Below are 16,512 nucleotides of genomic sequence, written 5' to 3'. Positions count from 1 at the left end.
GAGTAACTACAAACGTGTAATTTCCACTCGACACGCCGAGCGGGTCCGACTTTCTCCTAGACGTCGGCGCCGAGCTCGTCGTCGTCGTTGTTCTCGTCGTCGGAGTCGTAGTGGAGGTACTTGATGCCCTCGTCGACGTCTCCGTCGAAGCCGAGCCGGCCGTTCTCCAGCACCAGGACCCGGTCGCACATGCGGCGTACCGAGCCCGCGGCGTGGCTGACGTAGAACAGCGTGCGACCGGAGTCGCGCACCTCCTCCATCTTCGACATGCACTTGCGCTTGAAGGGCTTGTCCCCCACCGCCAGCAGCTCGTCGGCCAGGAAGATGTCGCAGTCGACGTTGATCGCGATCGCGAAGCCCAGCCGCGAGCTCATGCCCGAGGAGTAGTTGCCCACCGGCGAGTCGAGGTGCCGACCGATGTCCGCGAACCCGGCGATGTCGTCGAAGCGGTCCTTGGTCTCCTCCTCGGTCAGCCCGAAGACCGCCGCGTTGAGGTAGATGTTGTCGCGGCCCGAGAGCTGCGGGTGGAACCCGGCGCCGGTCGCGATGAGCCCGGCGATCCGGCCCCGGGTCAGCACCTGACCGGAGTCCGGCTTCATCGTGCCGTTGATGAGCGTGAGCAGCGTCGACTTGCCGGAGCCGTTGAGACCCATCAGCCCGATCGACTCGCCCTGCTTGACGGTGAACGAGACGTCGTCGACGGCGTTGAACTCGTCCTTGGTCCTCTGCCCGCGGAACTTCGCGACCGTGACCTGCTTGAAGGTGCGGTGGTAGCGCAGGCTGAAGGTCTTCGTGACGTTCTCGACGACGATCGAGGTGTCCGGGGAGTAGGCGTCGGTGCTGCCGATCGGGCTCACGTGAGTCGCTCCGGGATCTTGTTCTCGAACCGGCGGAACACGAACTGGGCGACCACCAGGAGCACGACCGAGATGCCCAGCATGAGCAGACCGCGGCCGATCAGGTGGTCGGGCAGCTCGGTGGCGGCGGTGGCCGCGGGGTCCTCGGTCGTGCCGACCCAGAAGGCGCGCTGCACCAGCAGCACGGCGTTGGACAGCGGGTTCCACAGGTAGTACTCGGCGGCGGGCCCGAACCGCTCGCTGACGATGGAGTACGGGTAGATCATCGGCACGCCGAAGCGCACGAAGTTGGTCATGATGTTGACCACGCTGGCGAAGTCGCGGAAGTAGACGTTGGCGACGCTGAACATCAGTGCCAGGGCGGTGCCCAGCACCATCACGATGCCCAGCGCCAGGACGAACGAGCCCAGCCCCACGGCCGAGGGCGACCACCCGACGATCAGCACGGTCACGGTGAGGATGACCAGCTGCGGCGCGACGTGGAACAGCGAGACCATCATCGACGCGACCGGGAACATCTCCTTCGGCAGCGCCATCTTCCGGATCAGCGCCTTGTTGCGCACGATCGAGCGGGTGCCGGCGTTGAAGGTCTCCACGAAGAAGTGGACGACGATCAGGCCGCAGAAGATGTGGATCGGGAACTGCTCCGTGCGCCCGCGGTCCAGGAGCTCGCCGAAGACGACGATGTAGATGAACAGCTGGGACAGCGGGTTGATGTAGGACCAGATCAGCCCCAGGAACGACCCGGAGTAACGCGCGTTGATCTCTCGGCGCACCAGCAGCTTGAGCAGGTAGCGGCGCCGGAAGACCTCGAGCAGGCCCTGGGTGGCCGTGGGCGGCGCGAGCGGTGCGTCCACGACGTACCCGCTCCTGCCCGCCTCACTCATCTGCGCCCATCCACGGCGACAGCGTGCGCTCCCAGGTCTCCGGCGAGGTGATGTCGCCCAGCGCGGCGCGGTACTCCTGCGCCAGGCGCGGCCACTCCTTCTTCAGCTGCTCGTGCAGCTTCAGGGTCTTCGAGAGCAGCTCGCGGAACTTCTCGGGGTCACGCTGGTAGAACGCCGCCGAGGTGCCGTCGTTCATCGAGACGATCGCGGAGTCGTAGGAGGCCAGGCGGTACCACTTGGCGTCCATCGCGCGGACCTCCGCCTCGGGGAACTCCCGGGAGAGGTCGCGCGGCTTCTTCAGCTGGCGCAGCGGCTGCAGGCCGGCGCTGACCAGCTGCGAGACGCGGCTGGGGACCTCGGCGGAGTCGCGGCCCTTGCGGGGCGGCTTCTCCCGGCGTACCGGCGGGAAGGCGTCGCGGTCGACCTCGAGCTTGGCGTCCTGGAACGGCTTGCGGATGCCGTTGACGTAGGTCAGCGTCTCCGGCAGCCGCTGGTGCAGGTGCGCGGGCCCGGAGAGCACGTCGAGCAGCGCCTGGTGACGCATCTCGACGGTGGAGTACTGCATCGAGACCAGGTGGGCGATCTGGTGGTTGCGGCTCTCGCGCACCATCCGACCCCCGTTGGGGTACGTCGAGTGCAGCAGCGCCGCGACGAAGCGGTTGCGCTGGTGGAGGTAGGACTGCCAGTCGACCGCGTCGTTCTTGTCCGTCCACGGGACGTGCCAGACCGCCGCACCGGGCAGGGTGACGGTCGGGAAGCCGTGCGCGCGGGCGCGCAGGCCGAACTCGGAGTCGTCCCACTTGAGGAACAGCGGCAGCGACAGGCCGACCTCCTCCAGCACCACACGCGGGATCAGGCACATGAACCAGCCGTTGAAGTCGACGTCCACGCGCTTGTGCAGCCAGCGCGCAGAGCGCAGGTTGCGGGCCGCGAAGTCCCAGTCGGGGAAGGTGTCCTTGGGGCTCTCCCACCAGAACTTCCACGGCTGGACGATCTCGCCGAAGCTGTGAAGGCGCGAGCGGCTGTAGATGTTGAACATGTGGCCGCCCACGATCGTGGGGCGCTTGGCCAGGTCGGCGAAGGTGACGGCGCGGATGATGCCCTCGGGCTCGCAGACGACGTCGTCGTCCATCATCAGCGAGTACGTCGCCGAGCCCCGTCGCACGGACTCCAGCTGCCCGCGGGCGTACCCGCCCGAGCCGCCGAGGTTGCCCTGCTCGAGCACCGTCAGCGTGGAGCCGAGCAGCTCCTCGGCCCGCGCGAAGTGCTCGGAGCCGGTCACCTTGTCGGTGCCCTGCTCCATCACCATCACGGTGTCGAGGAAGGGGTGCAGCTCCTCGGCCTCGCCGAGCTGGACGAGCAGCTCGGCGCAGAAGTCGGGGCGGTTCATCGTGGTGATGGCGATGTCGGTGGTGCCGTGCTGGGCGCGGTCCTCGGGCACCTCGGCGGTCCACTCGGCGGACTCGACGACGACGTCGCCGTCACCGGCCACGACGTCGTACCAGTACCAGCCGCCGTCGATGAACGGCTTGAGGGTGAGGTCGAAGGTGAAGGTCTGGGCGCCGCTGCCGCTGGTCTCGGCGGAGTCCACGCGCTGGGCGTGGCCGCGGGCCATGGACTTGTAGACCAGCAGCGTGGCGCCCTCGCCGCGCAGCGTGACGCTGAGCCGGACCGCGTCGACCACGGTCCAGCGCCGCCAGTAGGAGGCGGGGAAGGCGTTGAAGTAGGTGCCGAAGGAGAGCTTCTCGCCCTGCGGCACCCTCAGCGCGGTGCGCGACTCGATCTGGTCGGGGTGCAGGCTCTTGCCGGTGCTCGTGGACTGGCGGACCGCGGCGTTGTTGAGGTCCTTGGCCGCCCGGTTGCCGCCGACCTCGTACTTGTCGGCGTCGAGGCGGGCCTCCTCGGGGTCGACGTAGAGGGCCAGGACGTCGAAGTCGCGGTCCAGCGGCATGATCTGCCGTTGGAGCATCCTGCGCGTGCTCATGCCACACCTCCGCTGGCGAACGGCGCACCCTCGGCGAAGTGCGGCTTGATCTTGTTGTCGTACATCGACAGCGCCGAACCGATGGCCATGTGCATGTCGAGGTACTGGTAGGTGCCGAGCCGGCCGCCGAAGAGCACCATGTCCTCGGCCTTGGCCTTCTCGCGGTAGCGCATCAGGATCTCGCGGTCGGCGGCGGTGTTGACCGGGTAGTACGGCTCGTCGCCCTGCTCGGCGAAGCGGCTGTACTCGTGGACCACGATCGTCTTGCCGGGCAGGTAGGTGCGCTCGGGGTGGAGGTGCTTGAACTCCAGGGTCCGCGTGTAGGGCAGCTCCTGGTCGTTGGCGTTGACCACGCCGGTGCCCTGGTAGTCGTCGACGTCGACGGTCTCGGCCTCCAGGTCGATGGTGCGCCACGACAGCCGGCCCTCGGAGTTGCCGAAGTACTCGTCGACCGGGCCGGTGTAGACGACCGGGACCTTGCCGACGTACTCGTGCCGGACGTCCAGGAAGTCCACCTCGAGGCGGACCTCGATGTTGGGGTGGTCGGCCATCCGCTCCAGCCACGCGGTGTAGCCGTCGACCGGCAGCCCCTCGTAGGTGTCGTTGAAGTAGCGGTTGTCGAAGGTGTAGCGCACCGGCAGCCGCGTGATGATGTCGGCGCTGAGCTCCTTCGGGTCGGTCTGCCACTGCTTGGCGGTGTAGCCCTTCACGAACGCCTCGTAGAGCGGGCGGCCGATGAGGCTGATCGCCTTCTCCTCGAGGTTCGTGGCGTCCTCGGTGGCGATCTCGCTGGCCTGCTCGGCGATCAGCGCCCGCGCCTCGTCAGGGGTGTGGGACTTGCCGAAGAACTGGTTGATCAGCCCGAGGTTCATCGGGAAGGAGTAGACCTGCCCCTGGTACTTCGCGAAGACCCGGTGCTGGTAGTTGGTGAAGTCGGTGAACCGGTTGACGTACTCCCACACCCGCTTGTTGGAGGTGTGGAAGAGGTGCGTGCCGTACTTGTGCACCTCGATCCCGGTCTCCTCGTCGAACTCGGAGTAGGCGTTGCCGCCGATGTGGTGACGACGCTCGAGGACGAGGACCTTCAGGTCGAGCTCGGTGGCGCAGCGCTCGGCGACGGTGAGACCGAAGAAGCCGGAGCCGACGACGACCAGGTCAGGGAGCTCGGGGGAATCTGGGGCTGACACGATCGGTCAGTCTACGGACGACGGGGGCAGCGAGCGCATCCCCCACGCTGCGCGCATGGCCCGGATCACGTTGCCCGCCTCCGCCCGTCCGCCGCGCACGGGAGCGAGCAGCAGCACGGCCAGCACGATGAGCAGCGGCTTGAGCCGGACGGCCGGGTTCTCGCCGTACCGCAGGTGCACCGCGAAGAGGTTGCGGTACATGTAGTAGCCCTTCCACCCGGCCAGGTCGTGCTGCTGGTCGAAGTCGAGCTGCCGCACGAGGACCGCGTCACGCACCGCCCAGATGCGGCGGCCGCTGCGCCGGGCGCGGATCGCGAAGTCCACGTCGTCGTAGAAGATGAAGTACGTCGGGTCGGGCAGCCCGATCTCGGCCACCACCGACCGGCGCACCATGAAGCCCTCGAAGGCGACGTTCTCGACCTCGACCCGCTCCGGCATGGCTGCTCGGGAGCCGAAGTCCTCGACCATGCCCGTCTTGGGCTTGATCGCCCAGGGATGGGTCAGGTCGAAACGGGTGGCGGCCTTCTCGCAGAGCCGGCCGTGGGAGTCCTCCCGGACGCTGGTGAGGCAGTCCTCGTCCTGGGCCATCAGCACGGTGAGGCAGTCCGGGGCCGGGACGACGTCGTCGTCCATCAGCCAGGCGCGGTCCCAGCCCTGCTCGTAGGCGGTGCGCAGGCCCAGGTGGAAGCCGCCGGCGCCGCCGAGGTTCTCCTCGGTGCGGATCACCTGCAGGGGCAGCCGGGCGCGGGCCTGCTCGTCGGCGAGGACCTGCGGCGTGTGGTCGGTGCTGTGGTTGTCGACCACGACCACGGCGTCGGGGCGGTGCTCGAGGGCGGCCAGGCCGTCGAGCATCCCGGTGAGCAGGTCGGCGCGGTTGAAGGTCACCACGACGACGGCGACGGTCTCCGTGCTCACCGCAGGTACCTCCGGTGGCCGGTGAAGTCGCCGCGCAGGCCGGCGTACGCGGCTCGGGCGCTGAGCGCGAGGCGGGCCGGGTCGCGGCGGGTGAGCAGGTAGAACCACACCGTCTTGGCCCAGAACAGCAGCACGTGGACCCAACCGCGGTACTCCCGCAGGTTGAGGGTGTTGTTGCGGGCCATGCAGTAGGCCTTCAGGTCGCTGGGGCTGTGGTTGTACGTCGTGCGGCCGGCCATCATCGGCGTGCCCAGCTCCCCCACGGACGGGTGGTGGACGCGGGCGTCGGTGACGGTGGCGATCCGGGCACCGGCACGCTCGGCGCGCAGGCGGTACTCGTGGTCGTCGCCCCAGATGAAGAACTCCTCGCGCGGGTAGCCGATCTGCTCGACCAGCGCGCGGGTCACCAGCACCCCGTTGAACGGGATGACGATCTCGTCGATGCGCTGCCGCGCTCCCCCGGCGCGCTCGACGTCGGCCAGCGCACGGACCACGCGGGTGCCGCCCGGCAGCCGGATCGGGAAGACCAGTCGGCCGGTGTCCTGCTCGTCGACGACCAGGGGCCCCCAGAAGTCGAGGTCGTCCTCGCGCAGCAGCCGCTCCAGGCATCCCACCTCGGGCAGGCCGTCGTCGTCCATCAGCCACACGAGGTCGGCGTCGGTCTCCTCCACGGCCCAGCGCAGCCCGGCGTGGAAGCCGCCCGCGCCTCCGCGGTTGTCCGGGAGCGTCCGGCTGGTGACCTCCGTGCACTCCGCGAGCCACTCCCCCGTCCCGTCGGTGCTGGCGTTGTCGACCACCAGCACGTCGACCAGCGCCGGGGTCCGCTCACGGACCTCGGTCAGCCGCGCCACCAGGGGCTCCAGCAGCCGCAGGCGGTTGTAGGTCACGACGACGGCCACCACACGGCGTACGGGCTGGTCGGTCGGCACGGGCGCCACCCTAGGAGAGTCGCGCTCGCACGGCACCACGGCGCGCGCTGGCTAGCCTGTCACCGTGACCGGGGGCACGCAGCGAGTGACCGTCCAGTTCCACCCGAACTGGCCGCACGGCAGCGGCCTGGTCGTCGAGTCGATGGCGCGCGACGGCGCCTATCGCTCCCAGTTCGAGACCGGCATCTCCAACGGCGGCCTGACCGCGCACCCCGGTGGGGACCGCTGGCGCTGGGAGAGCCGGCTCTTCGAGGGTCGCTACGACGACGCGCCCGCCTCCGAGCGGCCCGTGTACGGCGCCTGGAACCGGGCGGGCGACCCGTACGGCGGAGCCGTCCGTTTCGGCTCCGCCCATCTCCGGCTGCGGCCCGAGGTCACTGCGCGCAGCACCTTCTGCTTCCCCGACTCGGTCTTCGAGCCGGTCGACGTCGGCGGGCCGGACCAGTTGCCACACCTGTGCCGGCTGGCCGAGGAGTCCGGCATGGACGAGCTGGACGACTGCGTCGAGGCCCATGTGCACGGGGGCGTGAGGTTCGATCGGGACGTCGAGGCCGTGGTCCTCGACCCTTGTTTCGCGGACACCGAGGTCGAGGCGGCGGCTCACCGGCTCGGCTGCGCTGTCGAGTTCCATCCCGGCTTCTCGGTCTCTCCTGACGCCATCGACCCGGACTACCGCGGTGCACACATCGTCAGGTTGGCCAGGACGCTGGGCGACCGGCTCACCCCGGACCTCGTGGGGCGGGCAGCGCGGGCAAGCCAGCACCCCGCCCAGCACGTGAAGCAGGTGTGGCACTGCCTGGCACGCTTCGGCCGACAGCTCCCCGGCTGACGCAGAGCGCGTCCGAACCTCAGAGCTCGGTGGTGCCGTCGGGGTGGACGAGCAGGCGGATGTCGTGGGGGCTGGTCCAGAGCCAGGTGGTGGGGGTGAGCTGCTGGTAGTCCCACCTGGTGCTGGTCGAGCTCGGGGATGGGTGGGTCTTGGCTCGGTGGTGGCGTCTGCACAGGGGGGCGAGATTGGCTGTTGATGTTTGCCCGGGTGGTCCACCTTCGTCGGGTGGGACGTACTCCTCGATGTGGTCGAGGTCGACCTTGGCTGAGGTGCGGGTGCAGTGCGGGAAGACGCAGGTAGGGCGCTTGAGCTTGACGCGTTGGCTGATGCGGTCGGGGATCTCGTAGGCGTCGACGGCGATCTGGTCGTGCAGGTCCACGACCGGCTTCACCACGATGTTGGCGCCGGGGACGGCGAGCCACTCGCGGACGGTGTCGGCGGTGAGGGTCTGGTGGTGGTTCTCGAGGCGGGCGAGGTGGAGACCGAGCCGGCCGGTGTCGGGGTCGATCTCTGGGGTGCCGGGTCCTTCGTTTCCGCGGAGGGCGGCGTCTGAGAGGTGGAGGTGGAGGACGACCTGGCGGGGACGGCTCGAGCGGGGTGGTCTCGACGCCCGCTCCTCGCTGGCGCTCGTCGCTGCACGACCACCTGGCTCGGCCGGTGAGGTGTCGAGGTCGAGGGTGAGGTCTCCGCGGCTGAGGTAGCCCAGGGCCTTGGCGCGGCGGACGTCCAACGAGTCGGTGGATCCGGCGGCGGCGAGCTGGTCGGCGATGGTGCGGATCGCTGCCTCGAGCTCTTCGGCATCGGCACGGTCGAGCAGACCCGACAGGTGGACACCGTTGGCGGTGCCGATCGACCAGGCGGTGGTGAGGTCGAGGTGGACGTGCAGGGACGCTGCGGTGTCGACCTCTTCCATCTCAGCCATCTCGGGGTCGAACCGTGCGGCTGCTTCGGCGACGAGCCGCTTGACGGTGGCGAAGGAGGCGGTGTGGACGACGTGGGCCAGGTGGGCGTCGACGAACGCGGCGGCCTCGGCGGTGAGGGTGCGGGTGAGGTCGGCGACCCGGCGTACCCGCCACACCTGCACCTGGCCGTCGACCAGGCGCTGCCAGCACTTCGGCAGCCGGTAGCGGGCCTCAACGGCATCGGACAGCAGCATCCGCCCCGAGTCGGTGGAGCGGCCGAGGGCGGCGGCGAGCTCGATGACCGCGAACTCGCTGACCTCGGGGGCACCGGGGCCGGCGAGCTCGAGCATGGTGTCGGCACCCGACATCCCGAACCGGGCGACCCAGGCGTTCTCGGCCTCGGTCAGTGCGTTGTCGTCGGGCAGACCGTAGGTGCCGTAGAGGTCGGGGAGCAGCTGACCGGTGGTGTGGCGGTCGGCCCAGGCGGCGACGGTGATGAAGAGCTGCCGGTCGGCGTCGTCGGCGGCCTGCTTCTGCGCGACGGCGAGGGACAGCAGGTCACCGGTCGGGACAGGAGCGGTGTCCTGTGCCGAGTGATCCTGGTGCCCGAGTGCCATGACCAGATTCTACTAGAACAAGTGTTCGAACGGAATGGTCGTGAGGGCTCCGAAGTGAATCTGTGGAGGACGATCCAGCCGCAACCCAAGCGAGCACCTCAGCAATGCCGGACCGTTTGACCGGACCGCAACCAGGTACCGAAATCAATGCCCACCGCAAGCACGCCTTCGTCAAATGAAGGACCTGCTGCAGCGCGAACGTCCAGGCGCCCACCCACGCCGACCACGGAGTCGAAGCGGACCGGAGGGCGTGGCGTGAGAGGGGGTCACGACAGACCCTCCAGTCGCCCCGTGGGGGAGGTTGCTTTGGCGGCGTACGGGGTCTCGACGACGGCTCGCTGGCGCTCGCCTGCTCGACCACCAGTGCGGTCGCTGACGCTCGCCTGCTCGACCACCAGGGGGCTCGACCAGCGGAGGGGCGGAGGACTCAGCAGGCGGAGGCCAGGTCGCCGGCCTGGTTGGCGGCATACCCCTGCGACAGCGAGCCGAGCGAGCCGCCGGTGACGGGGGCGTCGGCGTTCTTCTTGGAGGTCTTCCCGTTCGACGGGGCGGCGGTGCCCTCGGCCTTCTCGATCGCGGCGGTCACCTTCCGGTGCACGAGGTCGATGTCGGGGTCGGCGGTGTTCACCATCGGCGGGACGATCGAGAGCGTCGAGATCTTCTGGGACTTCGCCTTCAGCGCCAGCTCGAGGAAGGTGTCGACCTCGGAGGCGGGGACGTTGGTCGAGATCAGCTCGGAGGAGGCCTGGGCGATGGACTGGAAGTTGCGCAGCGCGACGCTGGGGCTGACCTGCTGGAGCATCGCGTTCATGACGCACTTCTGCCGCGCCATGCGCGAGTAGTCGTCGGAGTCGTAGCGGGCCCGGGCGTACCAGAGCGTCTCGAAGCCGGAGAGCTTGCGCGTGCCGGGCTCGATGTAGCGGAAGAAGTCGTCGTGGGGCAGGCCGACGGGGATGGCCTGGCGGACGTTCAAGGTGATGCCGCCGACGGCGTCGACGAGGTCCTTGAACCCCTGCAGGTTGACCATCGCCCAGTAGTTGATGCGCAGGCCGGTGATGCCCTCGACGGCGGAGATGGTGGCGTCGATGCCCGGGTTGTCGCTGCCCTCGAAGAGCTCGGTGTTGTCCTGGGCCCAGGTGCTGACGCCGTTGAGGTAGTCGGCGTCGAAGCCCTCGGGGAACTGCTCGGCCATGACAGAGCCCTCCTCGAAGGGGAAGTTCTGCATGTTGCGCGGCAGGGAGACCAGCACCGTGCGCCCGGTGACCTCGTCGATCGAGGCGACGGTCAGGGAGTCGGGGCGCAGGCCCCAGCGCCCGGCACCGGAGTCACCGCCGAGCAGCAGGACGTTGAAGCGGCCGTGGTGGGCGTCGGTGACCTGCCCCGAGCCGAACATCGTGAGCATCAGGTCGCGCTGGACGCCGACCACGTGCGCACCGAAGAGCAGCGCGCCTGCGACGGAGAGGCACAGCACGCCGTTGACGCCCACGGCCGCGCGCCGGTGCGCCAGCCCGAGGGTGAGCGGCTGACCCAGGCGCCAGGCGTCCATGAACAACAGGGCCCACCCGATCGCGCCGACCAGCAGGGCCAGGCGCAGCAGCAGCAGGAACCAGGGGGTGGAGCCGAGGGTGAGCGCGAGCCCGTGGTCCAGCGCCACCGCGACCCCGCCGACGAGCACCAGCAGCCACATCGCCACCCAGGTCCGGAGCGCGACGAGCCCGACGCGCCGGTTGCCGCCCGCGGCCAGCTGCGCCGAGCCGGGCGCCAGCAGCGTCATCACCATCAGCGAGAGGGCGCGACGGAACCGGATCCGCGCGGCACGCTCGGCGACCGAGGTGCGCGCTGCCTGGACGGGCGACCCGGGGGAAGGGACGGGCATGCCCAGCAGTATCACCAGTCACAGGCGCCCCACGGGTCTCGACACGCGGGTCGCGCCTTCGTCCCTCAGCCGCGCCGCTCGCTCGACCACCATCAGGAAGTCCGCTGACGCGTCCTTCCTAGGCGCGCCGACCCGCCTCGATCTCGGCCTTGCGCGCCAGCCGGTGGGCCCGACGGATCTCGGCCTCCCGGTGCCGGCGCAGGTCGTCGGCGGTGTCAGGGACCAGCGGCGGCACCTCGCGAGAACGCCCGTCCTCGTCGATGGCGACGAACACGAAGTACGCCGACGCGACGTGCAGGCCGTCGGCGCTCGGGTCGTTCCAGGGCTGCGCCTCGACGCGCACACCGATCTCCATGGAGGAGCGCCCCGCCCAGTTGACCTGCCCCAGCGTGCGGACGATGTCGCCCACGTGGACCGGGGCCAGGAAGACCATCTCGTCCAGTGCCGCCGTGACGGCCGGGCCGCCGCTGTGCCGCTGCGCGACCGCACCCGCGGTGGAGTCCGCGAGCTTCACGATCTCGCCACCGTGGACGTTCCCGAGCAGGTTGGCCTGCGGGGAGTGGGTCATCACCGCCAGGGAGACCCGGGCGAAGGCCGGGGACCGCGCGTCGAGGGAGGCCACAGGCACGCACGGTAGCGTCCCGGCCATGACGGAGCGTCCCCCCACCGGCGGCGATGGCGAGAAGCCGCCCTACGACTGGCTGTACGGCGCCCAGGGTCGTCCCGCCGACGGCACCGGCGCCGACCCCGATGCCACCCGCCGCATCCCGGTGCAGCCTCGCGCGCCCCGCCAGCAGCCGCAGCCGACGCCCTCACCCCAGCCCCAGCCCCGGCCGACCCCGCCGCTGGCCCCTACGCCCCCCTCGGCGCGTCGTCCGCGGCGCCGACCGCGCTTCCGGCTGCGGTACCTGCTGCTGCTGCTCGTGCTGTGGCTGATCTTCCTCGTCTACACCCCGTTCCACGCCTGGACGAAGATCTCCGAGTCCGGCTTCGAGCCCAAGGGTGAGCGGCCGGCCGAGCAGCCCGGCACGACGTACCTCATGGTCGGCAGCGACTCCCGGGCCGGGCTCTCCGCCGAGGAGCGCAAGGAGCTCGGCACCGGCAACGCCGCCGGTCAGCGCACCGACACGATCATGATGCTGCACACCGGCTCGGGGCCGAACCTGCTGATGTCGATCCCCCGCGACTCGCTGGTCGAGGTGCCGGGCTACGGCACGACCAAGATCAACGCGGCGTACGCCTTCGGCGGACCCAAGCTCCTGACGCAGACCATCGAGCAGAACACCGGCATCCGGGTCGACCACTACGTGGAGATCGGGATCGGCGGGTTCGTCGACCTCGTCGACGCCGTCGGGGGCATCGAGATCTGCCCCAAGATGGCCATGGACGACCCCCAGGCCAACCTGAAGGTGAAGAAGGGCTGCCAGGAGGCCGACGGCAAGACCGCGCTGGGCTACGCCCGCTCCCGCAAGCTCTACACCGGGCTCGGGGACATCCAGCGCGCCCAGGCCCAGCGCGAGGTCGTCTCCGCGGTCGGGGCCGAGGTGCTCTCGCCCTGGTCGGTGCTCAACCCGCTGCGCTACTGGAACCTCAACATGGCCGCGACCCGCACCGTGGAGTTCGGCAAGGGGATGTCGCCGGTGCGAGCCGGCCTGTGGGCGATGGCGATGACCCGCGTCAACGGCAAGGACGGCCTGACCTGCGGGGTGCCGATCAGCGACCTGTCCGTGCGGTGGGACGCCGAGCGGGCACCGCGCATGTTCCAGGCGATCATCGACGACGACACCGACCGCATCGGCAAGCAGCTCTGCTCTCCCTCAGGATTGGCCTCATGACCTCCCAGAAATCCCACGAGACGACCTACGAGACCCTCGACTGGGAGGTGGACGCCGACGGCGTCGCGACGCTGACCCTCACGCGGCCCGACGCCCTGAACGCCTTCGACCTCACGATGGCGCGGGAGCTGGAGCAGGTCTTCCGCACCGACGCGCGCGCCGACGACGTGCGGGCCGTCGTCGTCACCGGCGCCGGTCGGGCCTTCTGCGCGGGCATGGACCTCTCGGCCGAGGGCAACGTCTTCGGGCTCGACGAGTCGGTGCGACCGACGCCCGAGGAGTTCCGGGCCGCCTACGACGAGCCGCCGTACGACGCGGGCGTCCGCGACACCGGCGGCAAGGTCACCCTGGCCATCCACGCCCTGCCCAAGCCGGTCATCGCCGCGATCAACGGCCCGGCGGTCGGCATCGGCGCCACGATGACCCTCGCCATGGACCTGCGCCTGGCCTCCACGACCGCGAAGATCGGCTTCGTCTTCGGCCGGCTGGGGATCGTGCCGGAGGCCTGCTCGACGTGGTTCCTGCCCCGTCTCGTCGGGCCGCAGCAGGCCCTGGAGTGGATGTACTCCGCGCAGGTCCTCACCGCGGACCAGGCGCTCGCGGGCGGCCTGTTGCGCTCGGTCCACGAGCCCGACGACCTGCTCCCCGCGGCCCTGGAGCTCGCCCGCTCCTTCGTGGTGGACCGCTCCCCGATGGCGCTGGCCCTGGCCAAGCAGATGGTCTACCGCAACGGTGCGGCCAGCCACCCGCTGGAGGCGCACCTCTCGGACTCGCTGGCGATGTACTGGACCTCGATCGGGGACGGCAAGGAGGGCGTGGCCGCCTTCCGCGAGAAGCGTGCGCCGCGGTTCACGCGCAAGGCCTCGCAGGCCCCGCGGATCTACCCGACCTGACGGGCCTGGGCGGGCTCCTCCATCGCCGCGCGCAGGCGCGTCAGGATGCCGGCGAGCAGCCGGGAGACCTGCTCCTGGCTGACGCCGACGGCCTCGCCGATCTCGGACTGGGTCCGGTTGTCGAAGAAGCGCATGCCCACGATCGTGCGCTCGCGCTCGCCGAGCCCGACCAGCAGCGGCAGCAGGGCCAGGCGGGCCTCGGTCGAGGCGAAGGCCGGGTCCTCGTCGCCCAGCCTCGCGACCGGGGACTCCTCCATGGCTGGGCGAGGGGCGTCCAACGAGACCGGTGCGTAGCACCCGTCCGCGGTGAGGGCGTCGCGGACCAGCGTGACCGTCAGGCCCAGGTGGGCGGCGATCTCCTCCACGCCGGGCTGGCGCCCTAGTCGTTGGGAGAGCTCGGCCTCGGCCGAGACCGCGGCCGCCTGGGTCTCCTGCACCGAGCGAGGGGGGCGCACCGTCCACCCGGCGTCGCGGAAGTGACGCCTCAGCTCCCCGCGCAGGGTCGGCACGGCGAAGCTGAGGAAGTCGTCGCCGAGCGTGGGGTCGAAGGCGCGCACGGCCTTGACCAGCCCCAGGCTGGCGACCTGGTCGAGGTCGTCGTCGGCGATGCCGCGATTGCGGTATCCGCGGGCGATGTCGCGCGCCACCGGGAGGTTCAGCGCCACGACCTCGTTCTCGTAGCGCGTCCGAGCGGCGCCCGTGGAGGCACGGGCGCGCAGGAGGAGCCGGGCGGTCTCAGCGCGCCGCCTGGCGTCGCCCACCCCTGCGGCGAGTCCCTCCCGGTCGTGCCCCACCCGATGATCGTGGCACGGGCGGGGCGACCGGGAGGGCGTTTCCCGCAGTCTCGTGTGTGACCTGCCTCAGCCCGCGGCCTTGGCCGCCTGCTCCTCGGAGCTGGCGCCGTCGGTGGCGAGCGCCCCGCTCTTGTCCTCGAGGTGGGCGCGGATGAACCAGTGGAACAGCTCCAGCTTGTCGGTCTGACCGATGAACATGTCCTCGGTCACCGGGTCGAGCTCGCCGAGCTCCTTGATCGCCTCGCGGTAGCTGGTGATCACACCCTGGTAGACGACGTCCAGGGCACCGAGGTGCTCCTGGGTGGTCGCCCGACCGATGGAGTACTCGTCCCACGAGCGGTTCTCGACGATCGCGGCCGGCGTACCGACCGGCGAGCCACCGAGCGTCGCGATCCGCTCAGCGAGGTCGTCGGCGAAGCCGCGCACCTCCTCCACCTGCGGGTCGAGCATCTCGTGCACGGCGATGAAGTGCGGGCCGACGACGTTCCAGTGCACGTGCTTGAGCGTGAGGTGCAGGTCGTTGGCGGCGTAGAGGCGGTCCTGGAGCAGCTCGACGACGCGCACGGCGTCCTTCTCGTCCAGACCGGGGGTCGTGTACTTCAGGTTGATAGCCATGGTTTCGAACGTACCCACGGCAAAACAGGGTCATACCACCCTTCCGGGGAGGGGGCCGGTGCCGTGTGGGGGGCAGCACCGGCCTCCCCGAGCGGAAGTGCCGCACCCGTCCGTACCCGGCTCGGGTCGACCGATGCATCCTCGCTTCGGTGGTCCAGACCGTGCCCTGCCCAGACCTACCCGGGCCGCCCACGGACCGCTCGCTGCGTGCCTCGCGCCGCGAGGGCGACCAGCCCCTCCAGCGGCCCGCGGCGGCCCGTGGCGGCCATCGCGACGCCGATCACCACGACGACCGCGGCCTGCACCACGGCCCCCTGGCGATCATCTGCGGGCGGCAGGACCTCGGAGGTCATCAGCACGTGCAGGGTGTAGAGCGTCAGCGTCATGGCCCCGGCGCCGGTCAGCACGGCCACGGCACGTCGGACCCACCCCTCCAGCGACCGGGTCGCCCACACGCAGGCGGCCACGACCACCAGGGCGGCGCCGCCGGTGCGCAGCAGGTCGAAGGTGGTGCTCGAGTGCGGCGCCGCGACCAGCATCCACTGCCACGCGCCGTCGGCCGGGGTCTGACCGTAGAGGCCGGTGTCGATGACGCGGTGCAGACGCTCCAGTGCCTCGGCGTCGTCCCGGCCGGCCAGCCGCCACAGGTCCCGGTCGAGGGCCGCGACGGTTCCCGCACGTGCCAGCAACCGGTCGGAGGCGACCTCCGCCGTCACGGCGAGGACCGCTCCGGCCAGCGCGATGCCGCCGAGCACGCGACCGCGGACCGCGCGCAGGTCCACGCGACCCAGGGCCATGCCAGCCAGCAGGTAGGCGCTCCACACGAGCACCGGGTAGTAGCCGGTGACCAGCACCTCGGAGACGAGGCGACCCGGCTGCTCCAGTCCCTCGAGCGAGGGGCTGTCGAAGCCCCGGGGAGGCAGGTGGGGTCGCAGCCACCACAGCAGCGCGGGGGTGAGGAGCGCCGATGAGAGTGCGAGCCCGGCGAGCACCCGGGCCGAGCAGCCGACGACCAGGACGCCGAGGGCCATCAGCACCCCGTAGTTGACCAGGATGACCGCCACGCCGGAGTCGATGCCGCCGAGGAGGAGACCGACGACTCCGACGGCCAGGGCGCGCACGAGCAGCCCGGCGCTCCGCGCGACCCGCTCCTCCCCCCGCACCGGACGCGAGCCGCCCGTCATGAGGGACAGGCTCACCCCGGCCAGCAGCGCGAACAGCGCCGAGGCCCGGCCCGAGAACAGCTCGGCGACCCAGGTGGGCTCCCCCGCCTCGCTGCGCGTGGCCAGCAGGTGGGTGGCCATCATCCCGAGCAGTGCCAGGAATCGCGCCGCGTCGAGACCGAGCAGCCGCGCCCCGGCCCTGGGTGACGCGACGCCCACAGGGACCGCC

15 protein-coding genes are annotated in these 16,512 nt (G+C 70.5%); 3 read left to right on the top strand and 12 right to left on the bottom strand.

Going from position 1 to position 16,512, the window contains the following annotated elements:
* Positions 1-56 precede the first annotated feature (56 nt).
* From BKA05_RS03985 to BKA05_RS03960, 6 genes are read right to left on the bottom strand one after another with little or no spacing between them, the layout of a single operon-like run.
* Complete coding sequence (locus BKA05_RS03985; RefSeq protein ID WP_298755948.1) at positions 57-857, bottom strand: ABC transporter ATP-binding protein; 801 nt, start codon at positions 855-857, stop codon at positions 57-59.
* Positions 854-1,744: an ABC transporter permease gene (locus BKA05_RS03980; RefSeq protein WP_179530278.1), complete on the bottom strand. Its 891-nt coding sequence runs from the start codon at positions 1,742-1,744 to the stop codon at positions 854-856. The genes BKA05_RS03985 and BKA05_RS03980 overlap by 4 nt, the downstream gene beginning before the upstream one ends.
* Positions 1,737-3,728, bottom strand: coding sequence for a glycosyltransferase (locus BKA05_RS03975; protein ID WP_179530277.1), 1,992 nt, complete (start codon positions 3,726-3,728; stop codon positions 1,737-1,739). Before BKA05_RS03975 ends, BKA05_RS03980 begins: the two co-directional genes overlap by 8 nt.
* Complete coding sequence (gene glf / locus BKA05_RS03970; RefSeq protein WP_179530276.1) at positions 3,725-4,915, bottom strand: UDP-galactopyranose mutase; 1,191 nt, start codon at positions 4,913-4,915, stop codon at positions 3,725-3,727. The genes BKA05_RS03975 and glf overlap by 4 nt, the downstream gene beginning before the upstream one ends.
* 6 nt (positions 4,916-4,921) lie before the next feature.
* Entirely contained in the window at positions 4,922-5,830 is a 909-nt protein-coding gene (locus BKA05_RS03965) for a glycosyltransferase (RefSeq protein WP_179530275.1), read from the bottom strand.
* On the bottom strand, positions 5,827-6,759 hold the full coding sequence (locus BKA05_RS03960; protein ID WP_179530274.1) for a glycosyltransferase: 933 nt from the start codon (positions 6,757-6,759) through the stop codon (positions 5,827-5,829). Before BKA05_RS03960 ends, BKA05_RS03965 begins: the two co-directional genes overlap by 4 nt.
* A gap of 64 nt (positions 6,760-6,823) precedes the next feature.
* Between BKA05_RS03960 and BKA05_RS03955 the strand changes: the two genes are divergently transcribed.
* Positions 6,824-7,588, top strand: a complete 765-nt coding sequence (locus BKA05_RS03955) for a DUF3626 domain-containing protein (RefSeq protein WP_343045511.1) — start codon at positions 6,824-6,826, stop codon at positions 7,586-7,588.
* Positions 7,589-7,607: 19 nt separating this feature from the next.
* Here BKA05_RS03955 and BKA05_RS03950 read toward each other — a convergent pair whose 3' ends face one another.
* The 3 genes from BKA05_RS03950 to BKA05_RS03940 all read right to left on the bottom strand — a co-directional run bounded on the left by BKA05_RS03950 (position 7,608) and on the right by BKA05_RS03940 (position 11,605).
* Entirely contained in the window at positions 7,608-9,107 is a 1,500-nt protein-coding gene (locus BKA05_RS03950) for an HNH endonuclease signature motif containing protein (protein WP_179530273.1), read from the bottom strand.
* Between the two features lie 427 nt (positions 9,108-9,534).
* Positions 9,535-10,983: an LCP family protein gene (locus BKA05_RS03945; protein WP_179530272.1), complete on the bottom strand. Its 1,449-nt coding sequence runs from the start codon at positions 10,981-10,983 to the stop codon at positions 9,535-9,537.
* 118 nt (positions 10,984-11,101) lie between these two features.
* Positions 11,102-11,605 carry an acyl-CoA thioesterase gene (locus BKA05_RS03940; protein WP_343045510.1) on the bottom strand — a complete coding sequence of 168 codons (504 nt, stop codon included), beginning with the start codon at positions 11,603-11,605 and terminating at the stop codon, positions 11,102-11,104.
* A 25-nt stretch (positions 11,606-11,630) separates the two neighbouring features.
* On the opposite strand from BKA05_RS03940, the gene BKA05_RS19970 reads away from it, so the two are divergent.
* Entirely contained in the window at positions 11,631-12,818 is a 1,188-nt protein-coding gene (locus tag BKA05_RS19970; RefSeq protein ID WP_179530270.1) for an LCP family protein, read from the top strand.
* Positions 12,815-13,711 (top strand): crotonase/enoyl-CoA hydratase family protein, encoded by an 897-nt coding sequence (locus BKA05_RS03930; protein WP_179530269.1) that lies wholly within the window; start codon positions 12,815-12,817, stop codon positions 13,709-13,711. Before BKA05_RS19970 ends, BKA05_RS03930 begins: the two co-directional genes overlap by 4 nt.
* Here the strand turns inward: BKA05_RS03930 and BKA05_RS03925 are convergent.
* From BKA05_RS03925 to BKA05_RS03915, 3 genes are all read right to left on the bottom strand, one after another.
* Positions 13,699-14,505: a sigma-70 family RNA polymerase sigma factor gene (locus tag BKA05_RS03925; protein WP_179530268.1), complete on the bottom strand. Its 807-nt coding sequence runs from the start codon at positions 14,503-14,505 to the stop codon at positions 13,699-13,701. The genes BKA05_RS03930 and BKA05_RS03925 overlap by 13 nt on opposite strands.
* Before the next feature lie 66 nt (positions 14,506-14,571).
* Complete coding sequence (gene dps / locus BKA05_RS03920; RefSeq protein ID WP_179530267.1) at positions 14,572-15,120, bottom strand: DNA starvation/stationary phase protection protein Dps; 549 nt, start codon at positions 15,118-15,120, stop codon at positions 14,572-14,574.
* Between the two features lie 176 nt (positions 15,121-15,296).
* Entirely contained in the window at positions 15,297-16,502 is a 1,206-nt protein-coding gene (locus tag BKA05_RS03915) for a heparan-alpha-glucosaminide N-acetyltransferase domain-containing protein (protein ID WP_179530266.1), read from the bottom strand.
* Positions 16,503-16,512 lie beyond the last annotated feature (10 nt).

It is taken from the genome of Nocardioides marinus (assembly GCF_013408145.1).
Classification (GTDB): domain Bacteria; phylum Actinomycetota; class Actinomycetes; order Propionibacteriales; family Nocardioidaceae; genus Nocardioides; species Nocardioides marinus.
The sequence above is the reverse complement of the archived record's forward strand: the minus strand, read 5'-3'. Positions and strand labels throughout refer to the sequence as shown.

Coding starts and splice junctions, on each gene's coding strand:
- BKA05_RS03945 (WP_179530272.1), bottom strand. CDS start 10,983: ATGCCCGTCCCTTCCCCCGGGTCGCCCGTCCAGGCAGCGCGCACCTCG.
- BKA05_RS03950 (WP_179530273.1), bottom strand. CDS start 9,107: ATGGCACTCGGGCACCAGGATCACTCGGCACAGGACACCGCTCCTGTC.
- BKA05_RS03975 (WP_179530277.1), bottom strand. CDS start 3,728: ATGAGCACGCGCAGGATGCTCCAACGGCAGATCATGCCGCTGGACCGC.
- dps (WP_179530267.1), bottom strand. CDS start 15,120: ATGGCTATCAACCTGAAGTACACGACCCCCGGTCTGGACGAGAAGGAC.
- BKA05_RS03930 (WP_179530269.1), top strand. CDS start 12,815: ATGACCTCCCAGAAATCCCACGAGACGACCTACGAGACCCTCGACTGG.
- BKA05_RS03980 (WP_179530278.1), bottom strand. CDS start 1,744: ATGAGTGAGGCGGGCAGGAGCGGGTACGTCGTGGACGCACCGCTCGCG.
- BKA05_RS19970 (WP_179530270.1), top strand. CDS start 11,631: ATGACGGAGCGTCCCCCCACCGGCGGCGATGGCGAGAAGCCGCCCTAC.